We start from the raw sequence: 26,077 nt of genomic DNA, 5'->3' as shown, positions 1-26,077 counted from the left end.
CACTATGGATTTATTAGACTCCCTTCACGAATTAGAAGATCTTGTGGCTAGTTCTTCTCGTTTCCTTTTAACTAACAAATGCTTAGTAAACGAAGAAGAACTCATTCGCCTCATAAGTAATATTCGCAAAGAATGGCCTTCTGCTTTAAAAGAAGCTGAAGAAATCAATGCAAATCGAGATAAAATAATCGAAGATGCTCGCATAGAAGCCAAAAATATCATAGAACAAGCAAAAGTATATGCTCAAAAGAAAGCTTCTGAAAATGAAATCACTTTAGCTGCTGAAGCTAAGGCAAAAGAAATTTTAGAAAAAACATATAAACATTCTGAAGCTATGCGCAATGATTCTGTTCAATATGCTGAACAAGTATTTGACCATATGAGTGTTTATATCCAAAACATTTTAAATACAGTTCAAGTAGCTAAAAATGGTCTTCAACATGTTGGTCTTCCTGAAAAAGATGAAACTGAAGAAAAACAAAAGTCTACTGAACAAAAAGATTAATTATTATTTGGTATATATTATATTTAAAAGCTACTGTATGAAAAATAAAAATTTCCTATACAGCAGCTTTTTTCATGAAGAAAGGATATTAAATTGATTAAACTAGACCCTTCTATTTTACAAACTGTTACCAAACCTGCTCGCTATACTGGTGGCGAATTAAACGCTGTACACAAAAATCATGAAGATGTTGATTGTCACTTTGCTTTATCCATGCCTGATGTTTATGAAGTAGGTATGTCCAATCTTGGTTTAAAAATTCTCTATGAAGTATTAAATGAAAGACAAGATACTGTAGCTGAACGTGTTTATGCTCCTTGGCTTGATATGGAAGACAAAATGCGTGAACATAATATACCACTTTATGCTTTAGAATCTTTTACACCAATCAAAGAATTTGATTTTGTTGGCTTCTCACTTCAATATGAAATGATTTACACTAATGTTTTAAATATGTTAGACTTAGCCAACATTCCTCTTTGGCAAAAAGACCGCACAGAAAATGACCCATTTATCGTTGGTGGTGGCCCTTGCGTATATAATGTTGAACCTGTAGCTGATTTCTTTGATTTCTTTGTCATCGGTGAAGGCGAAGAAGTTTTAAATGAAATCGTAGATACTTTCATCACTTGGAAAAAACAAGGTAAAGTAGGTGGCAGACAAGGATTTTTAAAAGAACTTGCTAAATTAGACGGCATCTATGTTCCTTCATTATATGAAGTTCATTACAATGAAGATAATACTTTCAAAGAAATTTTACCGCTTTGCCCTGAAGCTAAACCTGTAATCAATAAACGTGTAATCAAAAATTTCCGCGACTCTTTCGCTATCAAAAAACCTGTATTACCTTATATTGATATCGTTCATGACCGTGTAATGCTCGAATTATTCCGCGGTTGTACTCGTGGTTGTCGTTTCTGTCAAGCTGGTATATCTTATCGTCCTGTACGTGAACGCACTACTGACCGCTTACGCACTATCGCTAAAGAAATGCTCGATAACACTGGTTATAATGAAATGAGCCTCACTTCTTTAAGCTCTGCTGATTATACTTGTCTTGGTGAAATCGTAGATGACCTCATGGAAGATTATAAAAACGAACGTGTATCTTTCTCTTTACCATCTCTACGCATTGATAGTTTCTCTATTGACCTTGCTCATAAAATGCAACAAGTCCGCAAAAGTGGTTTGACTTTTGCCCCTGAAGCTGGTACACAAAGATTGCGCGATGTAATCAATAAAGGTGTAACTGAAGAAAATCTCATGGAAGCAACAGGCGCTGCTTTCCGTCATGGCTGGAAAACAGTAAAACTTTACTTCATGATGGGTCTACCAACTGAAACTGATGAAGATATCATCGGCATTGCTGAACTTGGTGCAAAAGTTGCTAAATTATATCGTTATATCACTAAACGCCGTGATATCCGCGTTACTGTTAGCGTATCTTGTTTTGTACCAAAACCATTTACACCATTCCAATGGTTCCCACAAAATACTTTAGAAGAATTCCAACGTAAACAACAATTATTAAAATCTCATATCACTGACCGCTCTATCCAGTTTAACTATCATACTGCTACAACTAGCATCCTAGAAGGTACTATCTCTCGTGGCGATAGACGCCTTAGCAAAGTAATCTATCAAGCATGGTTAGATGGAGCAAAATTTGATGGTTGGAGCGAAGAATTTAAATATGATGTTTGGATGAACGCTTTTGCTAAATGCAATATTGACCCATATTTTTATAATATGCGTGAATATAAATTTGATGAAAAACTCCCTTGGGAACATACTACTCCAGGTGTTAGCAAAAAATTCTTATTGCGTGAATACGAAAAAGCTACAAAAGGCGAATTAACAAGAGATTGCCGTCATGGTAATTGCAACGCTTGCGGAATTTGCCCTACACTTGATACTGATATGGATACTATTAAATAATTATCTATTATGTTTATGGAGGTTTTTATTAAATGATAAAATATCGCTTAGAAATCACAAAAGGCGAACCTATAAGATATATTTCCCATCTTGATTTTGCATCTTTAATGCAACGTGCAATTTGTCGTGCTCACCTTCCAGCAGCTTACTCCGAAGGTTTCAATCCTCATATGAAAATTTCTTTTGCTTCTGCTTTATCTGTAGGTGTAACAAGCGATGCTGAATATATGGATTTAGAATTAAAAAAAGATATTTGTCAACCTGAATTATTTGATAAATTATCTAAAGCATTGCCACCAGGAGTGAGACTTTTAAAAGCTAGACAAATTGATATGCGTGCTAAAGCTTTGATGTCCATTGTTGATGAAGCTTCCTATTCTATCGTTTTACCTTGTCAAGATAACTTAAACACTGTAACAGAAGCTATCAATAAATTTAATCAAACTAAAGAAATTGTCGTTGTTCGTGAAACACCAAAAAAACGCAAAGAAATAGAAATCAAACAATATCTTCCTAAAGCTATGCAATATAATTTAGAAGATAATACTTTAAATATTTCTTTAAATATAAAAATCACATCTACTGGTACCACTAAACCAAATGAAATTTTAGATGTATTAAAAAATGAATATAAATTAAATATTTCCGTAGAAAATGCCCTAGTTTGTCGCACAGGATTGTATCATCAAGGAAAAGCCTTAATAGATATAGACTAATTATAAAAATCTCTTAGTATATTTTGTTAATATATTAAGAGATTTTCTTTTTTCAATTTAATTTATTTCTAAACAAAAAAAGGATTTTTAAAAATTATCACGAAAATTAATAATATAAGAAATATGAAATAAAACTTTATGTCCTATCATAAGGAGGTTTTTTTTATGAGTAAAATTAATAAAATCCTAGTTCCTGTAGATGGTTCTGATAATGCTTGTAAAGCAGTTGACCAGGCAATTTCCTTAGCAGAAAAAGCTGGTGCATCTCTTGAATTCGTTTACGTTTCTAGTCATATCAATGAACATATTCCTAGTGATATCATCTTTGATCGAATCTGGGAAAAACTTCCAAAAGATATTACTGCAACAAAACATGTAGAAACAGGTTCTCGTCCAAAAGCTATTATTCGTGTAGCTCAAGAAACTAATTCTGATATCATCATCATGGGTAGCCGTGGTCTTGGTATCTTCAAAGGAGCTCTCATTGGTAGCGTAAGTCAAAAAGTTATTGAAGATTCTCCTGTTCCTGTAATGGTCGTAAAATAATTATAAATTATTTTTAGTTAGGGGATTTTTTTAATGATTCAAGCTTATAAATCACATACACCTAAAATAGCTAAGACTGCATATGTTCATCCTAGTGCAGTAATCATCGGTGATGTTACTATTGGCGAATACACTAATATTTGGCCAGGTGCTGTACTTCGTGGTGATTTGCAACCTATAGTTGTTGGTGATTATACAAATATTCAAGATAATGTAACTGTTCATGTAATGAGCAATGCACCTACTCATATTGGCAGTTATGTTACTATCGGTCATAATGCTGTTATCCATTGTAGTAAAGTCGGCGATAATACTCTAATCGGTATGGGCGCTATATTACTTGGATATGCTGAAATTGGTCATAATAGTGTAATTGGTGCAGGTTCTCTTGTTACTGAGCATAAAAAATTACCAAATAATTCTATGTTATTTGGCTCACCAGTAAAAGTAGTTCGTGCTTTAAGAGAAGATGAAATCGAAGCACTTCATGAATCAGCTTTACATTATAAACTTTTAGCTGATGGATACAAAGAATAAAAATAGGAGTTGTCTTTTATGAGAGAAAGAACGTTGGTATTAATCAAACCTGATGCTGTAGTAAATTATCATATTGGCGATATTATTAGTCGTTATGAAAAAGAAAAATTTGATATTGTAGCTATGCGAATGCTAGAAATGGACGACTGTATAGCCTCTAAACATTATGCTGAACATGTGGGTAAACCTTATTACCAACGTTTAGTGGATTTTATGGCTTCTGATAGAATTGTCGCTTTAGTAGTTGAAGGTGAAAATGCTATTGAAAGAGTTCGTGAACTCCATGGTAAAACAGACCCTAATTTAGCACAACCTGGCACAATCCGCAGTGATTTTGCACTTTCCAAAACTGTAAATACTGTTCATGCTTCCGATAGCCCTGCTAATGCAGAACGTGAAGTTCATGTATTTTTCAGTGAAACAGAAATCTATATACCTAACCATGATATCGACTTTAGCGTATATAATGGTGATTGATAAAAGGAGAAAATATGTCTATTTGTACAAAAACAGGGGATAAAGGCACTACATCTTTATTTACTGGAGAACGCGTTGCTAAAAATTCTTTACGTGTACAAGCTTATGGTACTGTTGATGAAGTCAGTTCTGCTCTCGGTCTTGCTAGAGCTTTTGCTAAAAAAGAAGAAGTTAAACAACTTTTATTAGAACTTGAGCAAACTAATCTAAAATTAATGGCTGATTTAGCTAGTATCACAGATAAATATTATATAAATAATGAAATCATTTCTAATATAGATCAAAAAATCGTTGAGTTTGAAGCTAAATTACCAGCATTAACTGCTTTTATCATGCCTGGTAATACTCAATCTGGAGCATTTTTAGATTTAGCACGTACTACTACGCGTAGAGCTGAACGTGAAGTTTTAACTTTAGCTGAAAAAGAAGCTATTAATGAAAATGTAAAAATTTATTTAAATCGTTTATCTGACCTTTGCTTCCTCCTCATGCGTGTCGAAGAAGAATTATAAACAAAAAATCCTATTGCCTAAAATTTTTAAGCAATAGGATTTTTTATTTTTGTATTAATATAGCTCTACTTTTGAGTAAGTATTGTGTACATAAACCAATAAATAAACCTGTAATCATTGCTGATAATAATAACCATGGTAAATACATCATAATTGCTAAAGTCTTTGTTATAAATATTGCTATAATTATTTGCCCTATATTATGTGCACAAGCTCCTAATATACTAACTATAAAAATATATTTTTCTTCTATTTTACCATGCAGTACACTCATCACAATAAAACAACAAATTCCGCCAGCTAAACTATACATTATAGCCATAAGATTACCACTAAATACACTACCTAAAATAATTCTAGCCATCAGCACCAATAGTGCCTCTTTTGCTCTATATCTATAAATTACATATAAAGTTACTATATTTGCTAAACCTAGTTTAATTCCTGGAAGTGGCAAAGGATTTGGTATTTGTAATTCTACAATAAATATACTCAGTGCTATCGCAGTCAATAAAGATAATTGCACTAATTTTTTTGTCTTCATCACTATCACCTAATTTACCGTAGCATCAATTTCTTTATCATCATTTACATACTGAATTACTAAATGGTTGGGCAAACACACTATAGGAGTAAATGCTGATTTTAAAATTCCCATATTTACACATGTTTTATCAGGACAATCAGCTTCAATTATACTTATCTGTTTATCTTTTATTTGAATTATATTTTTATGACCTTTGAATTCTACCTGTATTAATTCATCTTTACTCTTATTTAAATCCAAAGTATAAATTATCTTTCCATCTTGAATTATCTCCACTGTATTTGTTTTTTCGGCAAAACTATTTCTTAAACCAATAAAAACGGCAATAAATATAATCACCAAAACAATACATATTACTGATTTATTAATATTGTTCATAAAGTTACCACCACCATATGATAATCTTTATATTTATCTTGCAAAGTAAAACTATCAACTAAATTCTCAGTTATATATATTTTTTTATCATCTGTAATCAATATCATCTCAAATGCATCATTTTCATCTTTATTTTGCTTCCAATAATTAATAGCTTCATCTACTCCCATTACAAATAATGCTGTAGATAAAGCATCACCTAATTTTCCTTGTTTTGTCACAATCATCACTGAATTAATATGCTTATCTGCTGGTTTAGCTGTTTTTCCATCTAAAATATGCCAATATCGTTTATTATCTTCGCCGATAAAATATCGTTCATAATTTCCTGAAGTTACGACCGCACAATCCGCTAATCTTAAGATACCTATATAATCTTGACTATTAGGTGATTTAAGTCCAATATTCCATAAATCACCATTTGGTTTTGTTCCTAATAATTGAACATTACCACCTAAATTTATTAAAGCAGACGATATATTATTTGCCTTCAAAATTTTTATGATTTCATCACCTATATATCCCTTGGCTACTGCTCCTAAATCAATCTGCATACCATCTGGCAAATATATTTGATTTTCTTTTAAACTAACTTTCCTATAATCTACATAATTCAATAAATCTCTTATTTTTGTTTCATCAGGTATTTGGTATTTTCCTGTAGTAAAGCCCCATTCTCTAAGCACTGGATATATAGTCGGCTCTAAAGCTCCGTTTGTTTTTTCTGCCATCTGTAGTGCAAATAAAACTACATTTTTAGTATCTTCACTTAATTTTATATCTTGTTCTTGATGATGATTTACTTTATAAATTTCACTATTTTCATCAGTAACTGATAATAATTTTACTAATTCATTTATTCTCGTTTTTATTTTCGCATTTAAATCTAATGGATATAGTGAAGGTTTTTCATATATTACCCATGAAATTTGCGTATCCATTGTTAAAACAGTATCTTTTTCCACTATTGTTTTATTTTCTATGAATATTTTATATGTACCAAAAATAAGAAAGGACAATATAATCACTATGAAAATATATAATTTTTTCTTCATTATTATCTGTCCTTTCTTATAAATGTATATTTAAATCAAATATTATAACCTAAATCATTTAACCATTCATCAATTTCATTTTGGCTAGACTCTACATCTTCAGCTCTAATTGTTATACCTTCAATTACATTTGCATTTGGCTCTAATTTTTTAATTGTATTTATAGTGTCAGAAAAAGCGTTACCGCCAGAAGTATTAAACGGAATAATTGTCTTATTACTCAAATCATATTCATCAAAAAAACTATACATTGCCATTGGCATATCATACCACCAATTTGGATAACCCACGAAAATAGTATCATAATCATCTAAATTTGCTATATGATTTGCAAGTTCAGGACGAATATTATTTTCATGCTCTCGTTTTCCTTGATTAACAGTCTCATTATATGTTGATGGATACTTATTTACTGTCTGAACAGAAAACATATCTCCTTTTGTTTTCTCTTGAATAATATGTGCTACTATACCTGTATTGCCAGTATTTTCATCATTACATTTTTGTATACTAGCACTAGCTGAAGCATCTACATCTTGTGGCAATTCACTATTTTCACCATAAGAAAAATAAACTATTAATGGTTTTTTCGTATTTACATTGCCTTCTGTTTGTACTTCTTCCATATTTGTTGAAACAACAGGCTGATTATCTTGTGTATCTTTAACTTCTTCATTTGCACAACCCACAGCTACTAAAGACATCAATGCCATTGAAGTTAATATCATTGTTTTTTTCATAATTATTTTCCTTTCTTCTATTCCTATAAAAATCAAGAATATTCAAATATTTTTATTTAAAATATTAAAGCATTTGTCTTAGGTACTAAAATATTATCATAATTATTAATTTGATAATTTGCTTTCTCTATCATAGATTGTAAATTCGACATTTTTTCTAATAATATTTGCTTAGATTTTATTAATAAATTTTTGCGTTCTTGATATGTATTATTGCCACATTTTGCCAAATTTATATACTCTATAATATCGTTTAAAGACATTCCACTATTTTTTAATGTTTGAATAAATTTTATCCAATTAATAAAATTCTCATCATAATTACGTTTGCCACTATTATCTCTTGGTACATTAGGTAATAATCCTATTTTTTCATAATATCTTAAAGTATCTGCTGATAGACCTATTTCTTGTGATATTTCTCCAATTGTCATTTTTATTTCCTCCTTATCTCTTTTATTTGCACTTATCCTTTTTTAATAAATAATAAATTCATATTTTACTATCACTATATATATCACCTAAAAAAATAATGTAAACGTAAATCAAATATTTTTTATATCAACTTACATTCACATTATAAAATAAAAATTCAATATATGTCTAATACCTATTTTTAATATCATCTCATGCTTAAAAAGCATTGCATATACTCTATAAATTTTGTTGTAGCCAAATTAAATGGCTGATGTCTTTTCCAAACTAAAACACTATTAGCTATCAAAGCTGGATATAGTGGTATGCATTTTATTCTATTTTCATCTAAAAATGGCAATGAGCCTTTAATAATTAAAGCATTTCCCAATCCTTTTTCTACCATAATACTTGCATTTGTACTCATATTACTTGTAAATGAAATATTCAGTTTATCATAATACTTACCAAACCAATGTGCTAATTCATTTTTAGCTTTTGGTCTACGTGCTAATATTATTTGTCTTTTGCTCAACTGTTCTGCAGTAACAAATTTTTGCTTAGCTAATTCATCATCAGCTCTCATTACAGCACCCCACACTTCTTTTGTCTGCAATCGAATATATTCATACTTTTCTATATTCACGGGCTCTAACAATAAACCAATATCAATTAATCCTTCATCTATTTTTTCTTTAATATCATCTGCATTTGCTGTATATAAATCATAAATAATAAGAGGATGCTTCTTCTTAAAGCCAGCTAATATATCTGCTAGCGTAGATACAGAACTTAATTCTCCACATCCCAAAGAAATCACACCATCTAACATTTCATCTTGTTCATTTAATTCTTGTTCTGTTTTGTCCACTAAAGAAATTATTTCTTCTGCCCTACGTCTTAATAACATTCCTTCATTTGTTAAACTTATCTTTCTAGTTCCACGATTAAATAATTTTACTCCAATATCTTCTTCTAATTGAGCTAATTGTCGACTCAATGTTGGCTGGGTAATATGTAATACATTCGCTGCTTTTGTTATATTTTCTTCCCTTACAACAGTTAAAAAATATTTTAATACTCTAAATTCCATAAAATTCACCTCACAATATAATTATATAAAAAAATGCACTAGAAAAAATTCTAATGCATTTTTTATTTAAAAAGTTTTGTTAAAATTCCATTTTCCATATCATTTATATTATATATATTATCCAATATATTGAAAGTTTCTTGTAAATTCTTTTTCGTTGTTTGCCAACCTTTACCATCAGTAATCCAAACAAAATCTATATTATCTAAGTCTTTAAATTCTAATGCTAATTCTTTATAACTTCTTGCCGTCTCATTTAATTTAGAACCTTGTGTTGTATAAAAATTTGTCTCAATTAAATAATATTTTTGCTCTGTTTTAACAACAAAATCAAATTTTTTCTCTGATTTTTCTTTTTTACTACTTTTAAATATTTCATCAATCTTTAAATTAGACAAATCTATATTAAAATCTTCTTTCAAGCGATTTTTACTTACCTGCGTAAAATAATTCTTTTCTTTAACAAAACCACTTTGTAAAATATAACTTTCCACCAATGTTTCCATTGCTTTCCCTGTTCTATTTTTTCTAGTATTAGTATCTAAACCTACTTCTACACCCAAGATATAATCATATAAATTGGCTATAAGATGATTACTCAATAAATCAAATATTCCCGTATTTTCCATGAACAAAGCATAATCATCTATGCTATAATTCATCTTTTTAAAATTGTAATAATATTTTTGTACTGTATCATTAATGATTATTACATCTGTTGTTCTTTTAGCTATTAATAATGGTATTACTTTCAATATTTGTGGATATTCTAATAATAATTTTTTAAAATCTTCTCTTATATTTTTACTATTTATTAAACTGTTTAATATATATATTTCTGTTTTTATTTTTTCTGCATTTTTGTATACTTTTTCAAAATCAGTATAATATTTCCATGTTGCAATTGAATCATTCATGGTTGATAACCATTTATCAAAATCTCTATTTTTCATAAATAACTCCATATTATCTTTTATTAATAGTTTGTTATAATTACTTCTTCGCCTTTTCTATTATTAGCATCAGAATTAATATATCTTCTAACCTTTATAACTTCTCTTGAATAATTTTTATACAAATCCTCAATAAATACAGTATTATGATTAGTCAACATACAAAAGCAACCTTTTTTAGTTAACCTATCAAATAAACTAGCTAATCTTTTATGACTTTCAATATCAAAACCTTCTTTAGTATACGCTTCAAAAGAATTATCATTTAATGGGGCATATGGACTATCTAAAAAAATAAAATCTCCTTCTTGTGCATTTTGGCAAGCCACTTCAAAATCGCCCTCTAAAATAGTTACTTTTTGTAAATATCTTGATACAGCTTTTATATTGTCTTCATTAAAAGATTTTGCCAAACTATTATTAAATGGTACATTAAATAAACCTTTGCTATTTACACGGTATAATCCATTAAAACAATGTTTATTTAGATAAATAAATAAGCTAGCTAATTCTATATCATATTCAGATTTCATTATCTTATCATTAAATATTTCTCTTTTTTTATAATAATATTCTTTAGGTTCAACATCACTTTGAATATCTATTTTTGATAAAAAATCCATTAACTCAATAGGATTATATTTTATTTGATTATATACATTTATAAGTGCTTTATTTATATCATTAATTATTGCCTTATCTGGTGTTATACCAAACAATACAGCGCCACCACCTATAAATGGTTCTATATAATTTTTATATTTCAAAGGCATTTTTTCCTTAATATAAGGTAATAATTGGCGTTTTCCTCCTGCCCATTTTATAAATGGTGATATATTATTATCTATCAACTCATCATCTCCATAAAAATTTACTTTTTCTCAAATATAAAAATATATTCATGTGCTAATAAATAAAAAGAATGCTTTATATTTACCCATTTTGAAGTAGATTTACAATTATGTTGTTCTTTTATTATTATATCTTTTAAAATAAAACCTTGCTGTTTAAAAATATTCATTACATAAAAACCTAAAGGAATTAAAATTCCTTCTTTTCTAATATCGCCTACCATAATAGCACAAATATGATTAGATTTTAACACACGATACGATTCTTTTGCTACATTTTTCATAGCTAACAAATATTTTTCAACACTTAATAATGATATATCATATTGATTATCTTTACTATACTTAATGATATTAGCATATGGAGGATGTGTACAAATACAATCTATACTATTATTTTTTATAAAATATATATTTTCTGCACTACATAATCTTATATGAATATGTGATGATGTTTTACACTCAAAATTTAAGTTTTTTTCTGTTATTTTATATGCCTTCTCATTAACATCTATACCAATAATATTTCTATTCAATAATTTAGCTTCAATTAATGTTGTTCCACTTCCCATAAATTGATCTAATATCCAATCATGTTCTGCTGTAAATTTTAATATTAAATTACGAGGAACATATGGTGACCAATTTCCACGATACATTCCTGAATGTGTAGCCCAATTGCCTCTTTTAGGAAAAGACCATACTGTTGTCATTTCCAATTTAAAATTATCCTTCATATCATCATATCCTATAGTTTTTTTCAATTATACTATAAAGACATATTACTAAGGTTTCATCTAATAAAAAAACATAAGAATATCATTCTATACAAAACAACATCCTTATGTTTATGCCATCATTTAAAATTTTATCTGATATACTAAAGATTTTACTACTGCATTTGTTAGATCTTTATTGTCCATATAATTAACTGCTGTTGAAGCTAAGAATAATTCTAATACACTTATTTTCGTTAATCGTTGCACCTCATTAGCAACTAGATATCCCGCTGCTAATTTCAATGCTTGATCATCTTTTAAGTCATCTTTCAAATCATCAAACGCATTTGCACTGACAGTCATAGTAGACATCACCATAATACAAATAGTAATCAATAATATTTTTATTTTTGTCAAATATATACCTCCAAAGTCATAGTTTGTATATTATAACAAAAATAATTCTTTTAGTCTATAAAAATTATTAATAGATTATATATTTATTCATAATAATTTATTATCATTTTTTATTTTAAAATATCTATATATTTCCATTGCTAAGTTTATTTAAAACAACGTTTGTTACTGTTAATCTAATCGTTATATTTACCCTAGTATCTACAACAGCAAATTTAAAAACAACATTTATTACTATTAATTCCTTATTTTTAAGATTTTATATTTTATACTCTAATTTAAACAACATTCTAGAAAAATTTTAACCAACATAATAAATCTATATTATTAATAAAATAGATTTATGCTTCAATTCTTAATATATAATATCTCTCTATTAAATTTGTCTTTTGTAAAATATTTATCGCCATCTTCTAAGCAAATAATATTACCCATTTGTTCATAAAATTTTCCTATATGCAGATTATGTTTACTAACTTGATAGATAAAATTATTCATTTTGCTTATAATTCTAGATAATTCAATTTTCCACTCGGCATAAGACATAGTTTTTCTGCCATTTTCCCATAAATCTACATAACTATCCCAAATTTGTTTTCCATCCAAAACTTCACCATCAACACATAAAGTCCTAACCAAATAAATTTGTACCATATCCTGTGTATCATCAATCAATTTCATATGAGTAGATATACTTTCATAATTTAAATCAGAAATATCTTTTATAAATTCATCAAAATGATAGCTATATTTTCCCATGGTAGTTTCTAATACTTTCTTATAATACTCATCAAACAATTTTAATTCTAAAATCTTTTGCATATTTACATCTTTTAATACAATACTTTCACTCAATCGTACATCATCTTTGTATATATCGCTTGCTTCATCAACTTCAAAAAAATATGCTATACCTTCTTTTTTGCAGGAACGATTTATTCTACCCAAAAATTGTTCTTCGCTATCCAACTTTGATATATTTTTATAACCGATATCCATATCTATATCTACACCAGCTTCGATAACTTGTGTAGATACTAAAATTATAGTATCTGTAGCTTTTTTAACTTTATCTAAAATCCTCTTTCTCTCTGCTATGCTATCATCACCAGATAAATATTCTATTTGCACATCTTTAAAATCTTCATTCTCTTGTAAATCTACCCAGAAATCATGCGCTGTTTTCTTCTTTATAAATTCAATTAAAATTTTCTTATCTGATTTCAGATATTGTTTTAAATGCGTTTTTAATTCACCTAATATATCATCTTTATCAATTTTTAATAAATCATAATTTAACTTTACACGATTTTTAAAACAATCCACTGCAAAAAATCTACTCGAGTTTTCTAGCAAATCTACTGCTTGTGCTTGAAATCTCGATAAAATATCCAAATCAGGCAAAGTAGCAGACATTATAATGATTTTAATATTAAACATTTTCGCTAATTCTTTTAAATAACATATTATTTCAGCCCAAATTTTATTTTTATAACTTTGAATTTCATCTAGAACAATTACACTATTTGCCAATTGATAAAAAGCCAATACATCACTTTGTCTATTACCAAAGATAATATTAAATAAACTAACATGTGTTGATAAAATCATAGGATAATTTAAAAATTGTCTATCAAGTAACGCTTTTTGATAAACATCTTTTTCTTCATTATCATTTAAATCTTTTTCTGATACTTTTATCGGCGTTATTGAATTTATTACTGCAATATTTTGTTTAATGTCTTCATTATCAGCAAAAACCTTCTCTAAAGTTTCTAAGTTTTGTTCAACTAAAGTATTAAAAGGATAAATATAAAATATCTTTTGTAATCTCTTATCATGTTGCATTAATTTAAAACTAGCATTAATAGCTGTATTACTTTTACCACTACCTGTTGGAGCTTCTAAATAAAAAATATTTTCATCAGCATTAGTTTTTATTTTTTCTTCTACTTCACAAAAAATCTCACTACGTAAAATATTAATATCTGTTACTGTATTTAATTCTTCATTACTTATAGGATATCTTTCTTGTTGATATTGGCGAATATTCTTTAATAAATCAGTATTCTCATAGACACTATCCCATTTATCAATATCATTTAAATCAGTATTTTCACTAAAATCCGCCTCATTCATAAATTCTGATGTAGCATAATAATCACTAGCAACCAGCAAAGAATATAACCAGCGTATATAAATAGATAAATATACCCCTTGTTTAATACTTCTTTTACCTACTTTTTCAGCATCTTTATCTACTTTGTTTAAATTTCTAAACATATCTTCTATATCAGATTTTATAAAATCTATCTTAACTGAATAAATATCTTCATTATTTATAATTCGTTTTAATTTAGAAAAATACGTATCATCATCTAAATTTATAAGCTTAGTAAATTCCGTTAAACTTCCTAATTCGCTATGATGTCTAGCTATAATATATCCATTATATAAAATGAACTCCGCCAATAAATTTACAATCTCGTCTTCATTTTTTTCATCATAAACAAGTTTTCTACAATAATCCATATAAAACATTGATGATAAAAAAGAATGATGTGTATTTACATATGCTTCATTTTCTTTAAAATCATTGACTTTTAATTTCATCAATTGAAAATTTGGATTTACTTTCCCTATATCATGAAAAATAGGTATCGTCATAATAATTTCTTTTAATAAATCTTTAGCTTTATTTTTTAACTTATTATCAATATTTTCTTTCTGCCAAAAAACATCACAAAATCTGTCAAAAATTTCATCTGAATTTTTACTCTGCCAAAATTTAAAAAAATACTTATTTGTTAATTCAGTATGTGCTAATAAGGTTTCATATATTATTTCATTATCTTTAGATTTTTTATGAGCCTTGTATTGATTTAGATTTTTAACTAAATTTTTTAAGATATCCGCTTCCATAAACAATCTCCTTCCTAAATTTAATTTAATAAACAACTCTTGTTTCTATTAATCGTTTATAGTATTTCAATCAATAAAATACTATATTTTTTCTTTTTTTAGCTTCTATTGCTTCTTTATTATCTTGATTTGATATTGAATATACTTGTTTACTATCTAAAAATTTAACAAAACCATTTGTATATACAAATCTTTCTAATTTGTAATTATTCACTTCTGCATCGATACTTTTTGGCAATGCTTCTTCATATTTAAATCGACTATATGATTCAATTTCATCTTCACTCAAAATTTTTCTTAATTGTCTAGAATTTTTTTCTATAAACTCTATATTATCTTTCGCCATAAAACTATCAATTCTATAATCATCTTGTATTACAGTTTGAGCTTCTTCTACGCCTAAATACTCAATATCTGCAAAATGGTCATTTGTTCCTAAATATGGATAAAATTCGCATTTATAATTTTGTATAGCTTCTTTGATTTTTATAGCTTCTTCACAATCTAGCAAAATACAAATTTCCCATTTGGGATTTTCAAGCCATTGTTCTTTTACAATCAGATTTCCACCCTGTTCTTTGGAAGCATATCCAACAGAGTTATTAAAAATCTGTATTTTTTTAGTAATAACACCTTTAGGATTTAATGGCAAAATAGCAATCTTTAAATCTTTTAGTTTCTCATAGAATTCTGGATATGATGGCTCTAATTTGCCTTTTTTCTTTTTATTAGACAAAATATCTTGCATTTGACTATAGCCTTTATATCCTAAGATAGCCCCTAAAATACCTAATAGTGCTACTCTATGAATATTGCCATAAGTGAAATAACAATACGTATTTACTTCTGGCTTTTTAAAAAAAGCACTCTTTCCACTGAGTTTAAATTTTAAAATTTCCATTTATTACACCTCTTTAGAGGTTATGATATTAAAATGCTTAACATCTTTTATATCGTCATTTGTTAATTCTGTAGTATATGGATTGTAATAAATTTCTATAGATTTAATCTGCTGGTTCATATCATTTAATATATCCGTCAAATTCTTCAAATCTATGATATTTTTATCTTCATCTTTGGCAAAAGTTATATATTCCGATAAATTAGGTAAATAAGCATCACTTTCCGTTTCTACAAATACAGCGAATTCATTTTCACAACCAACTTTAGAATTTGTTGCAAATGCTGTAACAGATACCAATGCTGTGCGTTTAAAGTTTTGATAATCTTCTTCTGTATAACCTTCTGTAACGCCTAATTCTATTAATTCTTTATAAGCAAGTGGATTAATTACAAATGGATAAAAATAATGTGCTTCATTACTTGTAATTTTTGTACCAATAGTGGAATTTTTAGCATTTTCATCTGTTGAATCTGCAAATGGAGATAAAATTGGCTGTTCTTGCGCTGTGGAATTATCATATTTATTAAAACCTTGACCGATTTGTACTGCGCCAGTAATTGCAATATTACAACCAGCTTCTGCAAAAGTTGCACCAAAATTCTTTATATCTACAGCATTCATTAAATTAGTCAAAACTTTTTTAACATCCTTTAAATCTTCATCTTCAAAAACTTTTATATAACGTTCCTTCAATGTTCTTGGAATTAATTTTTCATTTAAAGATTTGATATAAATTACTTTTTTGCCTTCATTCTCCCACATTTTTTTCATTGGATATTTCAATGCTTTATCACTACCAAAAATGTTACCATCAGTTGTAGATTTTGGATAACCTGAAAAATCTGCATTCCAATTTCCCATGACTGAAGAAATACCTAATATGCCATATATTCTTTTATTCATAGTTTTATTTTCCATTTTTATATCCTCCTAAAATCAATTATTTTCTTCTTTTTTTGTATATATACTATTACTATCCATATAGCCAAATAAAATCATTTCGTCTTTTGTTTGTTTATCTGTTCGAGCATCTGGTTTGTAAGCCAAAATCATAGCAAATAAATTTTTAAATCTAACATTATAATGTTCTATCGCATAATTATATTTTTTATATAACTGTATCAATCGTTCTTTCAATACTCTATCATCGCTAATATTAATGACAGGATTTATCATAGATTGAGATTTCTTACTTGCTTTACTTAATGATATGAAATAAGCCGCTAACTGACCTACAGCATAATAATATTCTTTGTCATTGACAGGCATTTTTACCTTTTCTTTTGACATAACCCTTTCTTTTATACTTTCTCGAATTTCAGTAGCTACTTCTGCCATTTTTTCTCCTCCTTGTTGTTTCAATTCAGCAAAATAATCTTTAAATGACCAATGTAAATTTAATTGAGTCATTGCACGCAAAGTATAATTGTTAATTAATGCATTTTTTATCAAATCTAAAGCAAATCGTTTTTCTGCTGTTTCAAAATTATTATCAATACCTTTATATATCCAATCAAAGATGACATTACGATACATAACAATCATTCTTTTTAAAACACTGTCTTTTACACTAATATCACTTGCATCAGTAAAATAATTAGTCAATAAATACTTTGAGAAGAATATTTCATTTATCAATCTTCCTACGCTAGTTCTTTTCGAGTGAATACCTATATCTTTTGTATATTCTGGATAATTTTCTATATTCATCTTGAAAAAATCTTGATAATTAAAATTTAAAAGTAATTTATCTTGATAATTTACTAAATTGTCTTGGACTTGAATTTCTAGTTCCTTACCCTTTTGAATACGCAAATAATATCCTGCTTCTATGCCTGCAAATTTTTTTCTTTCTTCTTTATCACCATATGCTTCTATCTTATTATTAACAGTATCGACATACACATTATTTTTACCATTAGAAGCAAAATTCATTAGATATTCAAAAAACTGTTTCTGCAATAAAGCAGTATCTCCATCTAATAAATACGAAGCTGGATTTTTTCTTGTTTTTATGGATAAAAATGGTTTCTTAGCATTCATTCCTAGGTTATTATCTGGAATACCTTGTATTTTTCCCTCAACTTCTACATTATAATCATTACTATTATAGATGTTAGGAAAAATATATCTATTATCTTCTTGAATAAATAACTCTCTATTCTTCTTATTATCTTCTTCATTTGCTTCAAAAACTTCAAAGAAGATTTTAAGATATTCTTTTTTTCCTAAATCAATATTTATCAATTTATCAATAGAAAAAATATGCTGTTTTATCCAACTTCTGCATTTTTCTAATAACTCTATATTTACAACACTATGCTCTTCTTCAAATTTTTGATAAATCTTGCTTGCTTCTTTAGATTTCTTGTATTTTTTCTCTAAAGGATTTTTTAAAGTATCATAATAATTATCAATAATCGCTTCTGTCAGTTTAGTAGTAATACTATCCTTTTTTACTGCAAATGCTAAATAATTATTAGAATGAATTACTTTTTTACTATCCATTGGCTTATTCATAGAAATCAATTTACTGTGATAATCATAAAAACAAATATCACTTAATAAAGTATCGTCTGTACAATTTAAATCTCTTGTTTTTTTATCAATCTTTATATCCGCATTTTTCACAGTTCCATCTTTTTTTACAATTACATATGAACCATCAGCAGGTACATAGCTTTTTAAAATAAGATTATCTTCATGCTTCAACATCTCTGAAAAAACATCTAAACATTCTTTAAACATAAAATTCCTCCTTTCTTTTAAATAAAGTTATAACCAACGATAATTCAAAAATCCACAGCCACGAGCATTCATCTCACCTAGACCAACACCCAAAGCAAAATACCACAAATCCTGAGCACGCTTATTATCTGCCACTTGTATTTGAACTTTATCGCCCAATAACTTTATATTTTTATATTCCATAGCAATTGGCTTTTTATTTTTTAATTCAATCATAGTGTACAAATCAAAATCTTCATCAATTTTTTCTTGATGATAAGCATTCCATTTTTTTATTAAATTAACTTTTAATCTTTGCTCAAATTCCGAAAATTTTATGGCATCCTTCCAATATCCTTCTTCAGTTTTAACAATCACAGGCGTAATACTATATACTGTTTCAAGAATTTTTTTAGGCAACACTCTGATTTCCGCTACTAGTCCCTTGATTTCTTTTGTATGGTTGTCCACACATACCAATTTAAAATACTTCGCCAATTCCAAATCAACAGTGCGTATAGTCAAAGTATAAATTTTTTCTTTCTTATAAAGTTTATCTTTTTCTAATGGAAATAATTGGTCATAACAATAATTTTTGTAACTATTCTGTTCATGAAAATTTAACCACTTTTCATTAGCTTTAAAACCCGAATCAATAAAAGCTGTTATCTTTTCTTGAATCTTATTTGCAGCTATATCCTCTAAAAGAAATAATTTTAGACGAATTTGATAGATCTTCATTGAATTTCTCCTTCCATAATTTATATTTCAATAATATATCAATAATATATTAATTTAAGTAAGAGAAATATTTTAAACATTATTTCTCTTACCATTGTCAAAAACTAGAAATTAACATTAATATACACATTGATGTTAATAATTATATCTAGTATTTTTTCACAAATTAAAGTTAATATATTATCTCCTCTTTTTATTCTCAATTTAATTTTATTATAGAGTTTTAAATATAGATAGTCAAGTAATTTTTTTATTTACTTAAACAATATTGTAAAAAGAATATATACACGATATAATATTTAGTACATTTATATTTTTAACCATAACATTTATTGTTTTTGAATATTTATTTTTATTATAGATATTCTATAACTTTTTATTTAACCGTAACATTTGATGTTTTCTATGTTCTAAGCTATATATCCTACTAAAACTTTTAAGTTTGGCACGATATGACAAAAAAAACTGTAATAATTTGAGAAAATACTCAATTATTACAGCTTTTTTATATCTAAATTCAATTAAAGGAGATTTTATTTTGAATAAGGCTGAAATCTTACAATATCTTACTGATAAACAAATACCTTTCACTAAATATGAACATGAACCTATATTTTCTGTAGAAGAAGGCGATAAATCCAATCTTCCTAATCGTGAAAAGGTCATTCGCAATCTATTTTTATGTGATGCCAAAAAGAAAAACTTCTATCTTGTTTCTTTATTTGTGCATAAAAATATCAATCTTAAAGAATTAAGTGAAAAAATTCCTAGCAAACGTCTTAGTTTTGCAAAACAAGAAGCTATGGAACAAATGCTAGAAGTAAAACCTGGTAGCGTTACACCACTTGCCATATTAAATAACAAAGATAAAAATATCTTAATGATATTTGATAGTGAATTACAAAATCAAACAATAGGTATGCACCCTATGGAAAATACCGCCACTGTATTTTTAAAATTTGAAGACTTATATAATCTATTACTACCTCATGGCAATGAAATTCGTATATTAAACCTTTAAAATTATTATATTTTACTATTATATTATTTTTGAAAGAAGGTTACTCTTATGGCAACTACTTCTATAAGTGTTAATAAAAAAAGTGTCAAAGATTTTTTACGAGATGGTATTAACCATTTATTTCTAATACCAGAATATCAACGTCCTTATGCTTGGACAGATGAACAAGCAAAAACTCTATTTGATGATTTACTTGAATTTACTGAAACAAATATAGATGATGAAAATGGAAAAAATACATATTTTCTTGGCTCTATCGTATTTTTTGAAAATGAAAACGATGAACAAGAAATTATTGATGGTCAACAACGTATTACATCTTTATTTTTATTACTACGAGCTATATATACAAAATTGTCTTCTATGCCAACAAAAACCAAACAGGCTGAAAATTTCATGAATGAAATTCGTCCTCTAATTTGGAAAAAAGATAAATTTACAGGTGATTTTGATTTCTCTAAAATTCTCATAAAATCTAAAGTAATGAATAATGAAGGTAACGAAATTCTTAGAAAAATCTTAGAAACAGGAATTGCAGATAAAAAAGCCTCAGATAATTACTCTAAAAATTACCTTCTCTTTCAAGATTTATTTGACAATTTATCTTTAGAAAAACCTATGTTAATTTATTATTTTATCTTATATATTTTAGAAAGATCTATTGTATTACCAATACAAGCTGATACACAAGATACGGCATTAACAATCTTTTCTACTTTAAATGACAGAGGTTTACCCTTATCCGACGCAGATATTTTCAAAGCCAAAATTTATAATCATCTTAATGAAAAAGAAAAACAAAAATTCATATCAGATTGGCAAGACCTTGATGAGCGTGCACAAAGTGCTAATGAAAGCATTCAACAATTATTTTATTATTACATGTATTACCTTCGTGCTCTAGAAAAAGATAATAGTACTACTACACCTGGTTTAAGAAAATATTATTCACAAAATAATTTTGAAAGATTATACACTCCTAATATAATGCAACAATTAGATAATATTTTAAATCTATGGGTTGTAATTAATCGAAAAGAATGCATTGATGACGAATTATGGAGTTTTAATAAAAAAATAACTACTATATTAGATATATTATCTTCTTACAATAATGAATTCTGGAAATATCCTGTTATTATCTATTATTTATCACATCATAATGAACAAAATTTTGAATGTAATTTTCTAGCTTTTTTAAGAAAACTTTGTGTTGTATTATGTACAAAATACGTTGTAACACCTACTGTAAATGCCGTTAAAAATGACATAATAAAACTTAATATTGCCATTGTTAATTCTGCTCTTCCAAATTTTACATTTAAAGAAATCTCTACTCAAGATTTAAAAAATGGATTAAAATTGCCTCATAGAAATATCGTTCGTATGTTATTAAAATTACTTGCATATACACAACAGGACAATTTATTACCTGATAAATGGGAAATTGAACATATCTTACCTAAAAACTATCAAAAAACATATTTCTCTGATGTATCAGATAAAATGATAAAAACTACAATTGAGCATATTGGTAATAAAACTCCGTTTGAAAAGAAATTAAACATACAAGCCAGTGATAATTATTTTAACAAAAAAAAGAAAATATATAAAAGCTCTACTATAAAAGTTACTCAAAAATTATCTAACATACCTATTTCTAACTGGAAATTAGAAGAAATTTATGCTAGAGATGCAGAAATAATTTTTACACTAACATCATTATTTGAAAAATGGAATACTGAATATACTAATCTAACACATTAAATAAAAAAGTAGACATATTAAACTGCACCCCAAAAGTTGTTTTTATATCCAACTTCTGGGGTGCAATTCATTTTTGATATTTATCTTCTTTTTACTTTAATTATACAATCTGGAATAAATAGAATTTAAGATAATAAGTTTCTGGAATACCAAATACAATTGGGTGGTCAGGAGATTGCTGACGTGCTTCAATCTGACGAAGTGTTACTTTGGCATCACTTGCTGCTTCATTTAACATTTTCAAGAATAAATCTTCTTTCATGAAATGAGAGCAAGAACAAGTTGCTAAATATCCGCCACGTGGCAATAATTTCATTGCACGCAAATTGATATCTTTATATCCACGATAAGCATTTGTTACAGTCGCATGAGATTTTGTAAATGCTGGTGGATCTAAGATGATAAAATCATAATCTTTATTTTTTTCTTCAATGAGTTTTGTCAATAAATTAAATACATCAGCTTTAATCGCTTTAGCATTATCAAGTCCATTCATTTCAATATTTTTAGTAGTCATATCTACTGCTTCTTGAGAAATATCTACAGCTGTTACAGATAATGCACCGCCACTAGCAGCATTTAAAGCAAATGCTCCTGTATGAGTAAAGCAATCTAATACTTTTCTGCCTTTTGCCAAATGAGCTACGGCTCTACGATTGTATTTTTGGTCTAAGAAAAAGCCTGTTTTTTGTCCGTTTTCTACATCAACGTTATATTTAATATTATTTTCAGTGATAACTAATGTTGTATGTTCCTTACTTTCATCTAATAATGGATGTTTATAAAATCTTTTATATTCTTCCATGCCTTCAAGTTTGCGGATTTTAACATCATTGCGTTCATAGAAGCAATTTATTTCTTCGCCATATTCACGCATAATTTCAATTACTTTGCTAAAAATAACATCTTTGCGAACTTCGATACCTAAAGATAAAACTTGTGCTACTAATACATCTTCAAAACGGTCAATTGTAAGTCCAGGGAAACTATCTGCTTCACCAAAAATCAAACGACAGCAGTTGAAGTCTTCACCCATTACTTGACGGCGATAATCAATAGCATAACGCACGCGACGTTCCCAAAATGCTTCATCAAATTTATCATTAGCATTTGTGGAAATAATTCTTATGCGAATTTTAGAATTATCATTGATAAAACCTGTACCAAGGTATTTGCCCTTATTTGTAAGTACATCAACTAAATCGCCATTTTCATAAGTGCCATCAATGTCGATTACTTCATCGCCAAAAACCCATGGATGACCATGTTTTACAGAACGTTCTCCTTTAGGCGTAATTTTTATTTTTGTAAATTCTCTCATTTTCTTCGTCCTTTTCTTTAAAACTACAAATAAAATATTATGCTCTATTATATCAATTCTTATGAAAGCCTTCAAATATAATCTATAATAAATTAAAATATATTTATCACCTTAGCGAAAGGAGTTTCATTATGTATCTAAAAGAAATAGATTATTCTTTACGAAATGAAACACTCATAAATAAATTGACAATTATTTGGCAAAAATCAGTTGAAGCTACACATTTATTTCTTTCTCCTCAAGATATAAAAGATATTTTGCCTCAAGTAGTTATAGGATTAAAACAAATTCCGATTTTGCTCGTATCATTTACAGATGATGATGAGCCTATCGGTTTTTCTGGAATTGCTGATGATAAATTAGAGATGTTATTTTTAAGTCCTGATTATTTTCAACAAGGTATCGGCTATAAAATGATTTCCACAGCCATACAAGATTATCAAATTAAATATGTTGATGTAAATGAACAAAATCCTAAAGCTCTAAAATTTTATCTACGACAAGGTTTTACTATTTTTAAACGTTCACCTGTAGATAGTGATAACCGCCCCTTCCCCATATTACATCTAAAAAAATAAATCTAAGCTATAAAGAAAATCTTTCCTATCCCTGTATTTTCAAGGAATAATCTTCTTTATAGCTTTTTTCATTTTTCGCTTATTTATATCCCCTAGTAGAGCTTGTGGCTGAATATTTATCGTTTTATACTAATTTACATAATCATACAATGGTGAGGATAATTATGACAAAATTATTACAAGAAATACAAACTTATTGGACAAATCGCGCTGAAGGATATTCTCAAGTCAATCAAGGCGAATTACATAGTGAACAAAAACATAAATGGCAACAAACTTTATTACAATATATTCCCTTTAAAGCTAATAAAAATATAAAAATCTTAGATATAGGCACTGGGCCAGGCTTTTTTGCTATTATTTTAGCTCAATTAGGTTTTGATATCACAGCCATTGATTATACTGAACAAATGCTTTTAGAAGCTAAACAAAATGCAGGTAAATTCAGCGAACAAATCGACTTTCAACAGATGGACGCTCAAAATTTAAACTTTCCTGATAAAAAATTTGATGTCATCGTTACACGCAATCTGACATGGAATTTAGAAAATCCGCAACAAGCTTATAGTGAATGGCATCGCGTCTTAAAAAAAGATGGCGTTTTATTAAATTTTGATGCTAATTGGTACAACCATTTATTTGATGAGCAAAAAAGGCAAGCTTATGAAGAAGATAGAAAAATGGTTGCCAAAGCTAACATGGACGACCATTATACTTGCACCGATATTGATGCCATGGAAAATATCGCTAAACAAGTTCCTTTGAGTAGTATACATCGACCTGATTGGGATAGAGAAATTTTAACTAAAATCGCTTTTACTACGATAAATATTATTTCAAATATCTGGCAACAAGTATGGAGCAATGAAGAAAAATTAAATTATGCTTCTACGCCAATGTTTTTAATTAAAGCAATCAAATAATCTAAATCAATATAAAATGGGGAATTTTTATGGAAACAAAAATCAAAGATAGAATTATTAATTATTGGACAAAACGCAGTGAAAATTTTGCTCAATTGCGACAAGAAGAATTGCATAGTTATATGTCTGAATTATGGCTCACTGAAATCACTAAATATTTACCGCAAAGACCTTGCAAAATTCTTGATGTAGGCACAGGCACTGGCTTTTTTGCCAATCTACTTGCCCAATATCATCACGAAGTAGAAGGCATTGATTTAACAGCTTCCATGATTGAACAAGCTAAACAATCTTTAACAAAACTTCAACAGCATGATTATAAAATTAATTTTCAAGTGATGGACGCTGAAAATCTTTATTTTGCAGATAATACTTTTGATGTCATCATCTCTAGAAATCTCACATGGACTTTGCCCAATCCACAAAAAGCTTATAGTGAATGGTATCGCGTATTAAAACCACAAGGAATTTTATTGAATTTTGATGCCGATTATGGCAATGAGCAATTTTATCAAACTAAAATAGAAAATCTACCTTTAAATCATGCTCACCGCCAAGTGAAACCAACACTTATGCAAGAATGTGATTTAATCAAAAATAGCTTAGAAATATCTTCAAAAATACGTCCTGATTGGGATTTACGCATTTTAAAACAACTTCAATTCAAAGATGTGTTTGCTGATACAAATATCGGTCAACGCATTTACAAACATCAAGATAAATTCTACAATCCTGCTCCTGTATTTTTAATCTACGCACAAAAATAAATTAATTA

26 protein-coding genes and 1 pseudogene are annotated in these 26,077 nt (G+C 27.9%); 11 read left to right on the top strand and 16 right to left on the bottom strand.

The genetic code is table 11. The features are described 5' to 3' along the window. Window positions 1-4 precede the first annotated feature (4 nt). The 6 genes and pseudogenes from F553_RS0104505 (at window position 5) to F553_RS0104475 (ending at window position 5,231) form a co-directional block, all read left to right on the top strand. Window positions 5-505, top strand: coding sequence for an ATP synthase subunit B family protein (locus F553_RS0104505; protein WP_008538491.1), 501 nt, complete (start codon window positions 5-7; stop codon window positions 503-505). Window positions 506-598: 93 nt separating this feature from the next. Beyond that, a pseudogene (locus F553_RS0104500) lies at window positions 599-3,159 on the top strand (TIGR03960 family B12-binding radical SAM protein). Between the two features lie 165 nt (window positions 3,160-3,324). Further along, the gene (locus F553_RS0104490) at window positions 3,325-3,705 is read left to right on the top strand and encodes a universal stress protein (protein WP_008538494.1); all 381 of its coding nucleotides are present in this window, start codon (window positions 3,325-3,327) and stop codon (window positions 3,703-3,705) included. A gap of 33 nt (window positions 3,706-3,738) precedes the next feature. Then, window positions 3,739-4,242 carry a gamma carbonic anhydrase family protein gene (locus tag F553_RS0104485; RefSeq protein ID WP_008538495.1) on the top strand — a complete coding sequence of 168 codons (504 nt, stop codon included), beginning with the start codon at window positions 3,739-3,741 and terminating at the stop codon, window positions 4,240-4,242. Window positions 4,243-4,260: 18 nt separating this feature from the next. Further along, window positions 4,261-4,719 carry a nucleoside-diphosphate kinase gene (gene ndk / locus F553_RS0104480; RefSeq protein WP_008538496.1) on the top strand — a complete coding sequence of 153 codons (459 nt, stop codon included), beginning with the start codon at window positions 4,261-4,263 and terminating at the stop codon, window positions 4,717-4,719. A 14-nt stretch (window positions 4,720-4,733) separates the two neighbouring features. Next, window positions 4,734-5,231 (top strand): cob(I)yrinic acid a,c-diamide adenosyltransferase, encoded by a 498-nt coding sequence (locus F553_RS0104475; RefSeq protein WP_018999171.1) that lies wholly within the window; start codon window positions 4,734-4,736, stop codon window positions 5,229-5,231. 43 nt (window positions 5,232-5,274) lie between these two features. Here F553_RS0104475 and F553_RS0104470 read toward each other — a convergent pair whose 3' ends face one another. The 15 genes from F553_RS0104470 to cas6 all read right to left on the bottom strand — a co-directional run bounded on the left by F553_RS0104470 (window position 5,275) and on the right by cas6 (window position 19,692). After that, window positions 5,275-5,775, bottom strand: a complete 501-nt coding sequence (locus F553_RS0104470; protein ID WP_018999170.1) for a Gx transporter family protein — start codon at window positions 5,773-5,775, stop codon at window positions 5,275-5,277. Window positions 5,776-5,784: 9 nt separating this feature from the next. Continuing rightward, complete coding sequence (locus F553_RS0104465; protein ID WP_018999169.1) at window positions 5,785-6,156, bottom strand: NusG domain II-containing protein; 372 nt, start codon at window positions 6,154-6,156, stop codon at window positions 5,785-5,787. Further along, a complete protein-coding gene (locus F553_RS0104460) occupies window positions 6,153-7,211 on the bottom strand; it encodes an FAD:protein FMN transferase (protein ID WP_018999168.1) in 1,059 nt (352 codons plus the stop codon). The genes F553_RS0104465 and F553_RS0104460 overlap by 4 nt, the downstream gene beginning before the upstream one ends. 35 nt (window positions 7,212-7,246) lie before the next feature. After that, window positions 7,247-7,951: a flavodoxin gene (locus F553_RS0104455; protein ID WP_018999167.1), complete on the bottom strand. Its 705-nt coding sequence runs from the start codon at window positions 7,949-7,951 to the stop codon at window positions 7,247-7,249. A 56-nt stretch (window positions 7,952-8,007) separates the two neighbouring features. Further along, window positions 8,008-8,385, bottom strand: a complete 378-nt coding sequence (locus F553_RS0104450; protein WP_008538503.1) for a MerR family transcriptional regulator — start codon at window positions 8,383-8,385, stop codon at window positions 8,008-8,010. A gap of 188 nt (window positions 8,386-8,573) precedes the next feature. Continuing rightward, window positions 8,574-9,458 (bottom strand): LysR family transcriptional regulator, encoded by an 885-nt coding sequence (locus F553_RS0104445; protein WP_018999166.1) that lies wholly within the window; start codon window positions 9,456-9,458, stop codon window positions 8,574-8,576. Window positions 9,459-9,520: 62 nt separating this feature from the next. Further along, window positions 9,521-10,411 carry a type II restriction endonuclease gene (locus F553_RS0104440; RefSeq protein WP_018999165.1) on the bottom strand — a complete coding sequence of 297 codons (891 nt, stop codon included), beginning with the start codon at window positions 10,409-10,411 and terminating at the stop codon, window positions 9,521-9,523. A gap of 23 nt (window positions 10,412-10,434) precedes the next feature. Beyond that, the gene (locus tag F553_RS0104435; RefSeq protein ID WP_018999164.1) at window positions 10,435-11,262 is read right to left on the bottom strand and encodes a DNA adenine methylase; all 828 of its coding nucleotides are present in this window, start codon (window positions 11,260-11,262) and stop codon (window positions 10,435-10,437) included. Window positions 11,263-11,282: 20 nt separating this feature from the next. After that, window positions 11,283-11,999 carry a TRM11 family SAM-dependent methyltransferase gene (locus tag F553_RS0104430; protein ID WP_026296926.1) on the bottom strand — a complete coding sequence of 239 codons (717 nt, stop codon included), beginning with the start codon at window positions 11,997-11,999 and terminating at the stop codon, window positions 11,283-11,285. A 123-nt stretch (window positions 12,000-12,122) separates the two neighbouring features. Beyond that, the gene (locus F553_RS0104425; RefSeq protein WP_018999162.1) at window positions 12,123-12,398 is read right to left on the bottom strand and encodes a hypothetical protein; all 276 of its coding nucleotides are present in this window, start codon (window positions 12,396-12,398) and stop codon (window positions 12,123-12,125) included. A gap of 348 nt (window positions 12,399-12,746) precedes the next feature. Then, window positions 12,747-15,320: a CRISPR-associated helicase/endonuclease Cas3 gene (locus tag F553_RS0104420; RefSeq protein WP_018999161.1), complete on the bottom strand. Its 2,574-nt coding sequence runs from the start codon at window positions 15,318-15,320 to the stop codon at window positions 12,747-12,749. 70 nt (window positions 15,321-15,390) lie between these two features. After that, complete coding sequence (cas5b, locus tag F553_RS0104415) at window positions 15,391-16,221, bottom strand: type I-B CRISPR-associated protein Cas5b (protein WP_008538511.1); 831 nt, start codon at window positions 16,219-16,221, stop codon at window positions 15,391-15,393. Window positions 16,222-16,224: 3 nt separating this feature from the next. After that, a complete protein-coding gene (locus F553_RS0104410) occupies window positions 16,225-17,142 on the bottom strand; it encodes a type I CRISPR-associated protein Cas7 (RefSeq protein WP_018999160.1) in 918 nt (305 codons plus the stop codon). Window positions 17,143-17,160: 18 nt separating this feature from the next. After that, complete coding sequence (locus tag F553_RS0104405) at window positions 17,161-18,972, bottom strand: hypothetical protein (RefSeq protein WP_018999159.1); 1,812 nt, start codon at window positions 18,970-18,972, stop codon at window positions 17,161-17,163. Between the two features lie 27 nt (window positions 18,973-18,999). Then, the gene (gene cas6, locus F553_RS0104400) at window positions 19,000-19,692 is read right to left on the bottom strand and encodes a CRISPR-associated endoribonuclease Cas6 (protein ID WP_018999158.1); all 693 of its coding nucleotides are present in this window, start codon (window positions 19,690-19,692) and stop codon (window positions 19,000-19,002) included. Window positions 19,693-20,230: 538 nt separating this feature from the next. Between cas6 and F553_RS0104395 the strand changes: the two genes are divergently transcribed. Together F553_RS0104395 and F553_RS0104390 are read left to right on the top strand one after the other, a co-directional pair. Then, window positions 20,231-20,713: a prolyl-tRNA synthetase associated domain-containing protein gene (locus F553_RS0104395; RefSeq protein ID WP_018999157.1), complete on the top strand. Its 483-nt coding sequence runs from the start codon at window positions 20,231-20,233 to the stop codon at window positions 20,711-20,713. Window positions 20,714-20,761: 48 nt separating this feature from the next. Continuing rightward, window positions 20,762-22,480 (top strand): DUF262 domain-containing protein, encoded by a 1,719-nt coding sequence (locus F553_RS0104390; RefSeq protein ID WP_018999156.1) that lies wholly within the window; start codon window positions 20,762-20,764, stop codon window positions 22,478-22,480. A 100-nt stretch (window positions 22,481-22,580) separates the two neighbouring features. On the opposite strand, the gene F553_RS0104385 is transcribed toward F553_RS0104390, so the two are convergent. Further along, window positions 22,581-23,801 (bottom strand): class I SAM-dependent rRNA methyltransferase, encoded by a 1,221-nt coding sequence (locus F553_RS0104385; protein ID WP_018999155.1) that lies wholly within the window; start codon window positions 23,799-23,801, stop codon window positions 22,581-22,583. 131 nt (window positions 23,802-23,932) lie between these two features. On the opposite strand from F553_RS0104385, the gene F553_RS0104380 reads away from it, so the two are divergent. The 3 genes from F553_RS0104380 (at window position 23,933) to F553_RS0104370 (ending at window position 26,069) form a co-directional block, all read left to right on the top strand. Continuing rightward, on the top strand, window positions 23,933-24,379 hold the full coding sequence (locus F553_RS0104380; protein ID WP_018999154.1) for a GNAT family N-acetyltransferase: 447 nt from the start codon (window positions 23,933-23,935) through the stop codon (window positions 24,377-24,379). 164 nt (window positions 24,380-24,543) lie between these two features. Beyond that, a complete protein-coding gene (locus F553_RS0104375; protein ID WP_018999153.1) occupies window positions 24,544-25,302 on the top strand; it encodes a class I SAM-dependent methyltransferase in 759 nt (252 codons plus the stop codon). Window positions 25,303-25,331: 29 nt separating this feature from the next. Next, window positions 25,332-26,069 carry a class I SAM-dependent methyltransferase gene (locus tag F553_RS0104370; protein WP_018999152.1) on the top strand — a complete coding sequence of 246 codons (738 nt, stop codon included), beginning with the start codon at window positions 25,332-25,334 and terminating at the stop codon, window positions 26,067-26,069. Window positions 26,070-26,077: the final 8 nt, after the last annotated feature.

The organism is Megamonas rupellensis DSM 19944 (assembly GCF_000378365.1).
GTDB classification, from domain to species: domain Bacteria; phylum Bacillota; class Negativicutes; order Selenomonadales; family Selenomonadaceae; genus Megamonas; species Megamonas funiformis.
This window is presented reverse-complemented; position numbering and strand designations above follow the sequence as displayed.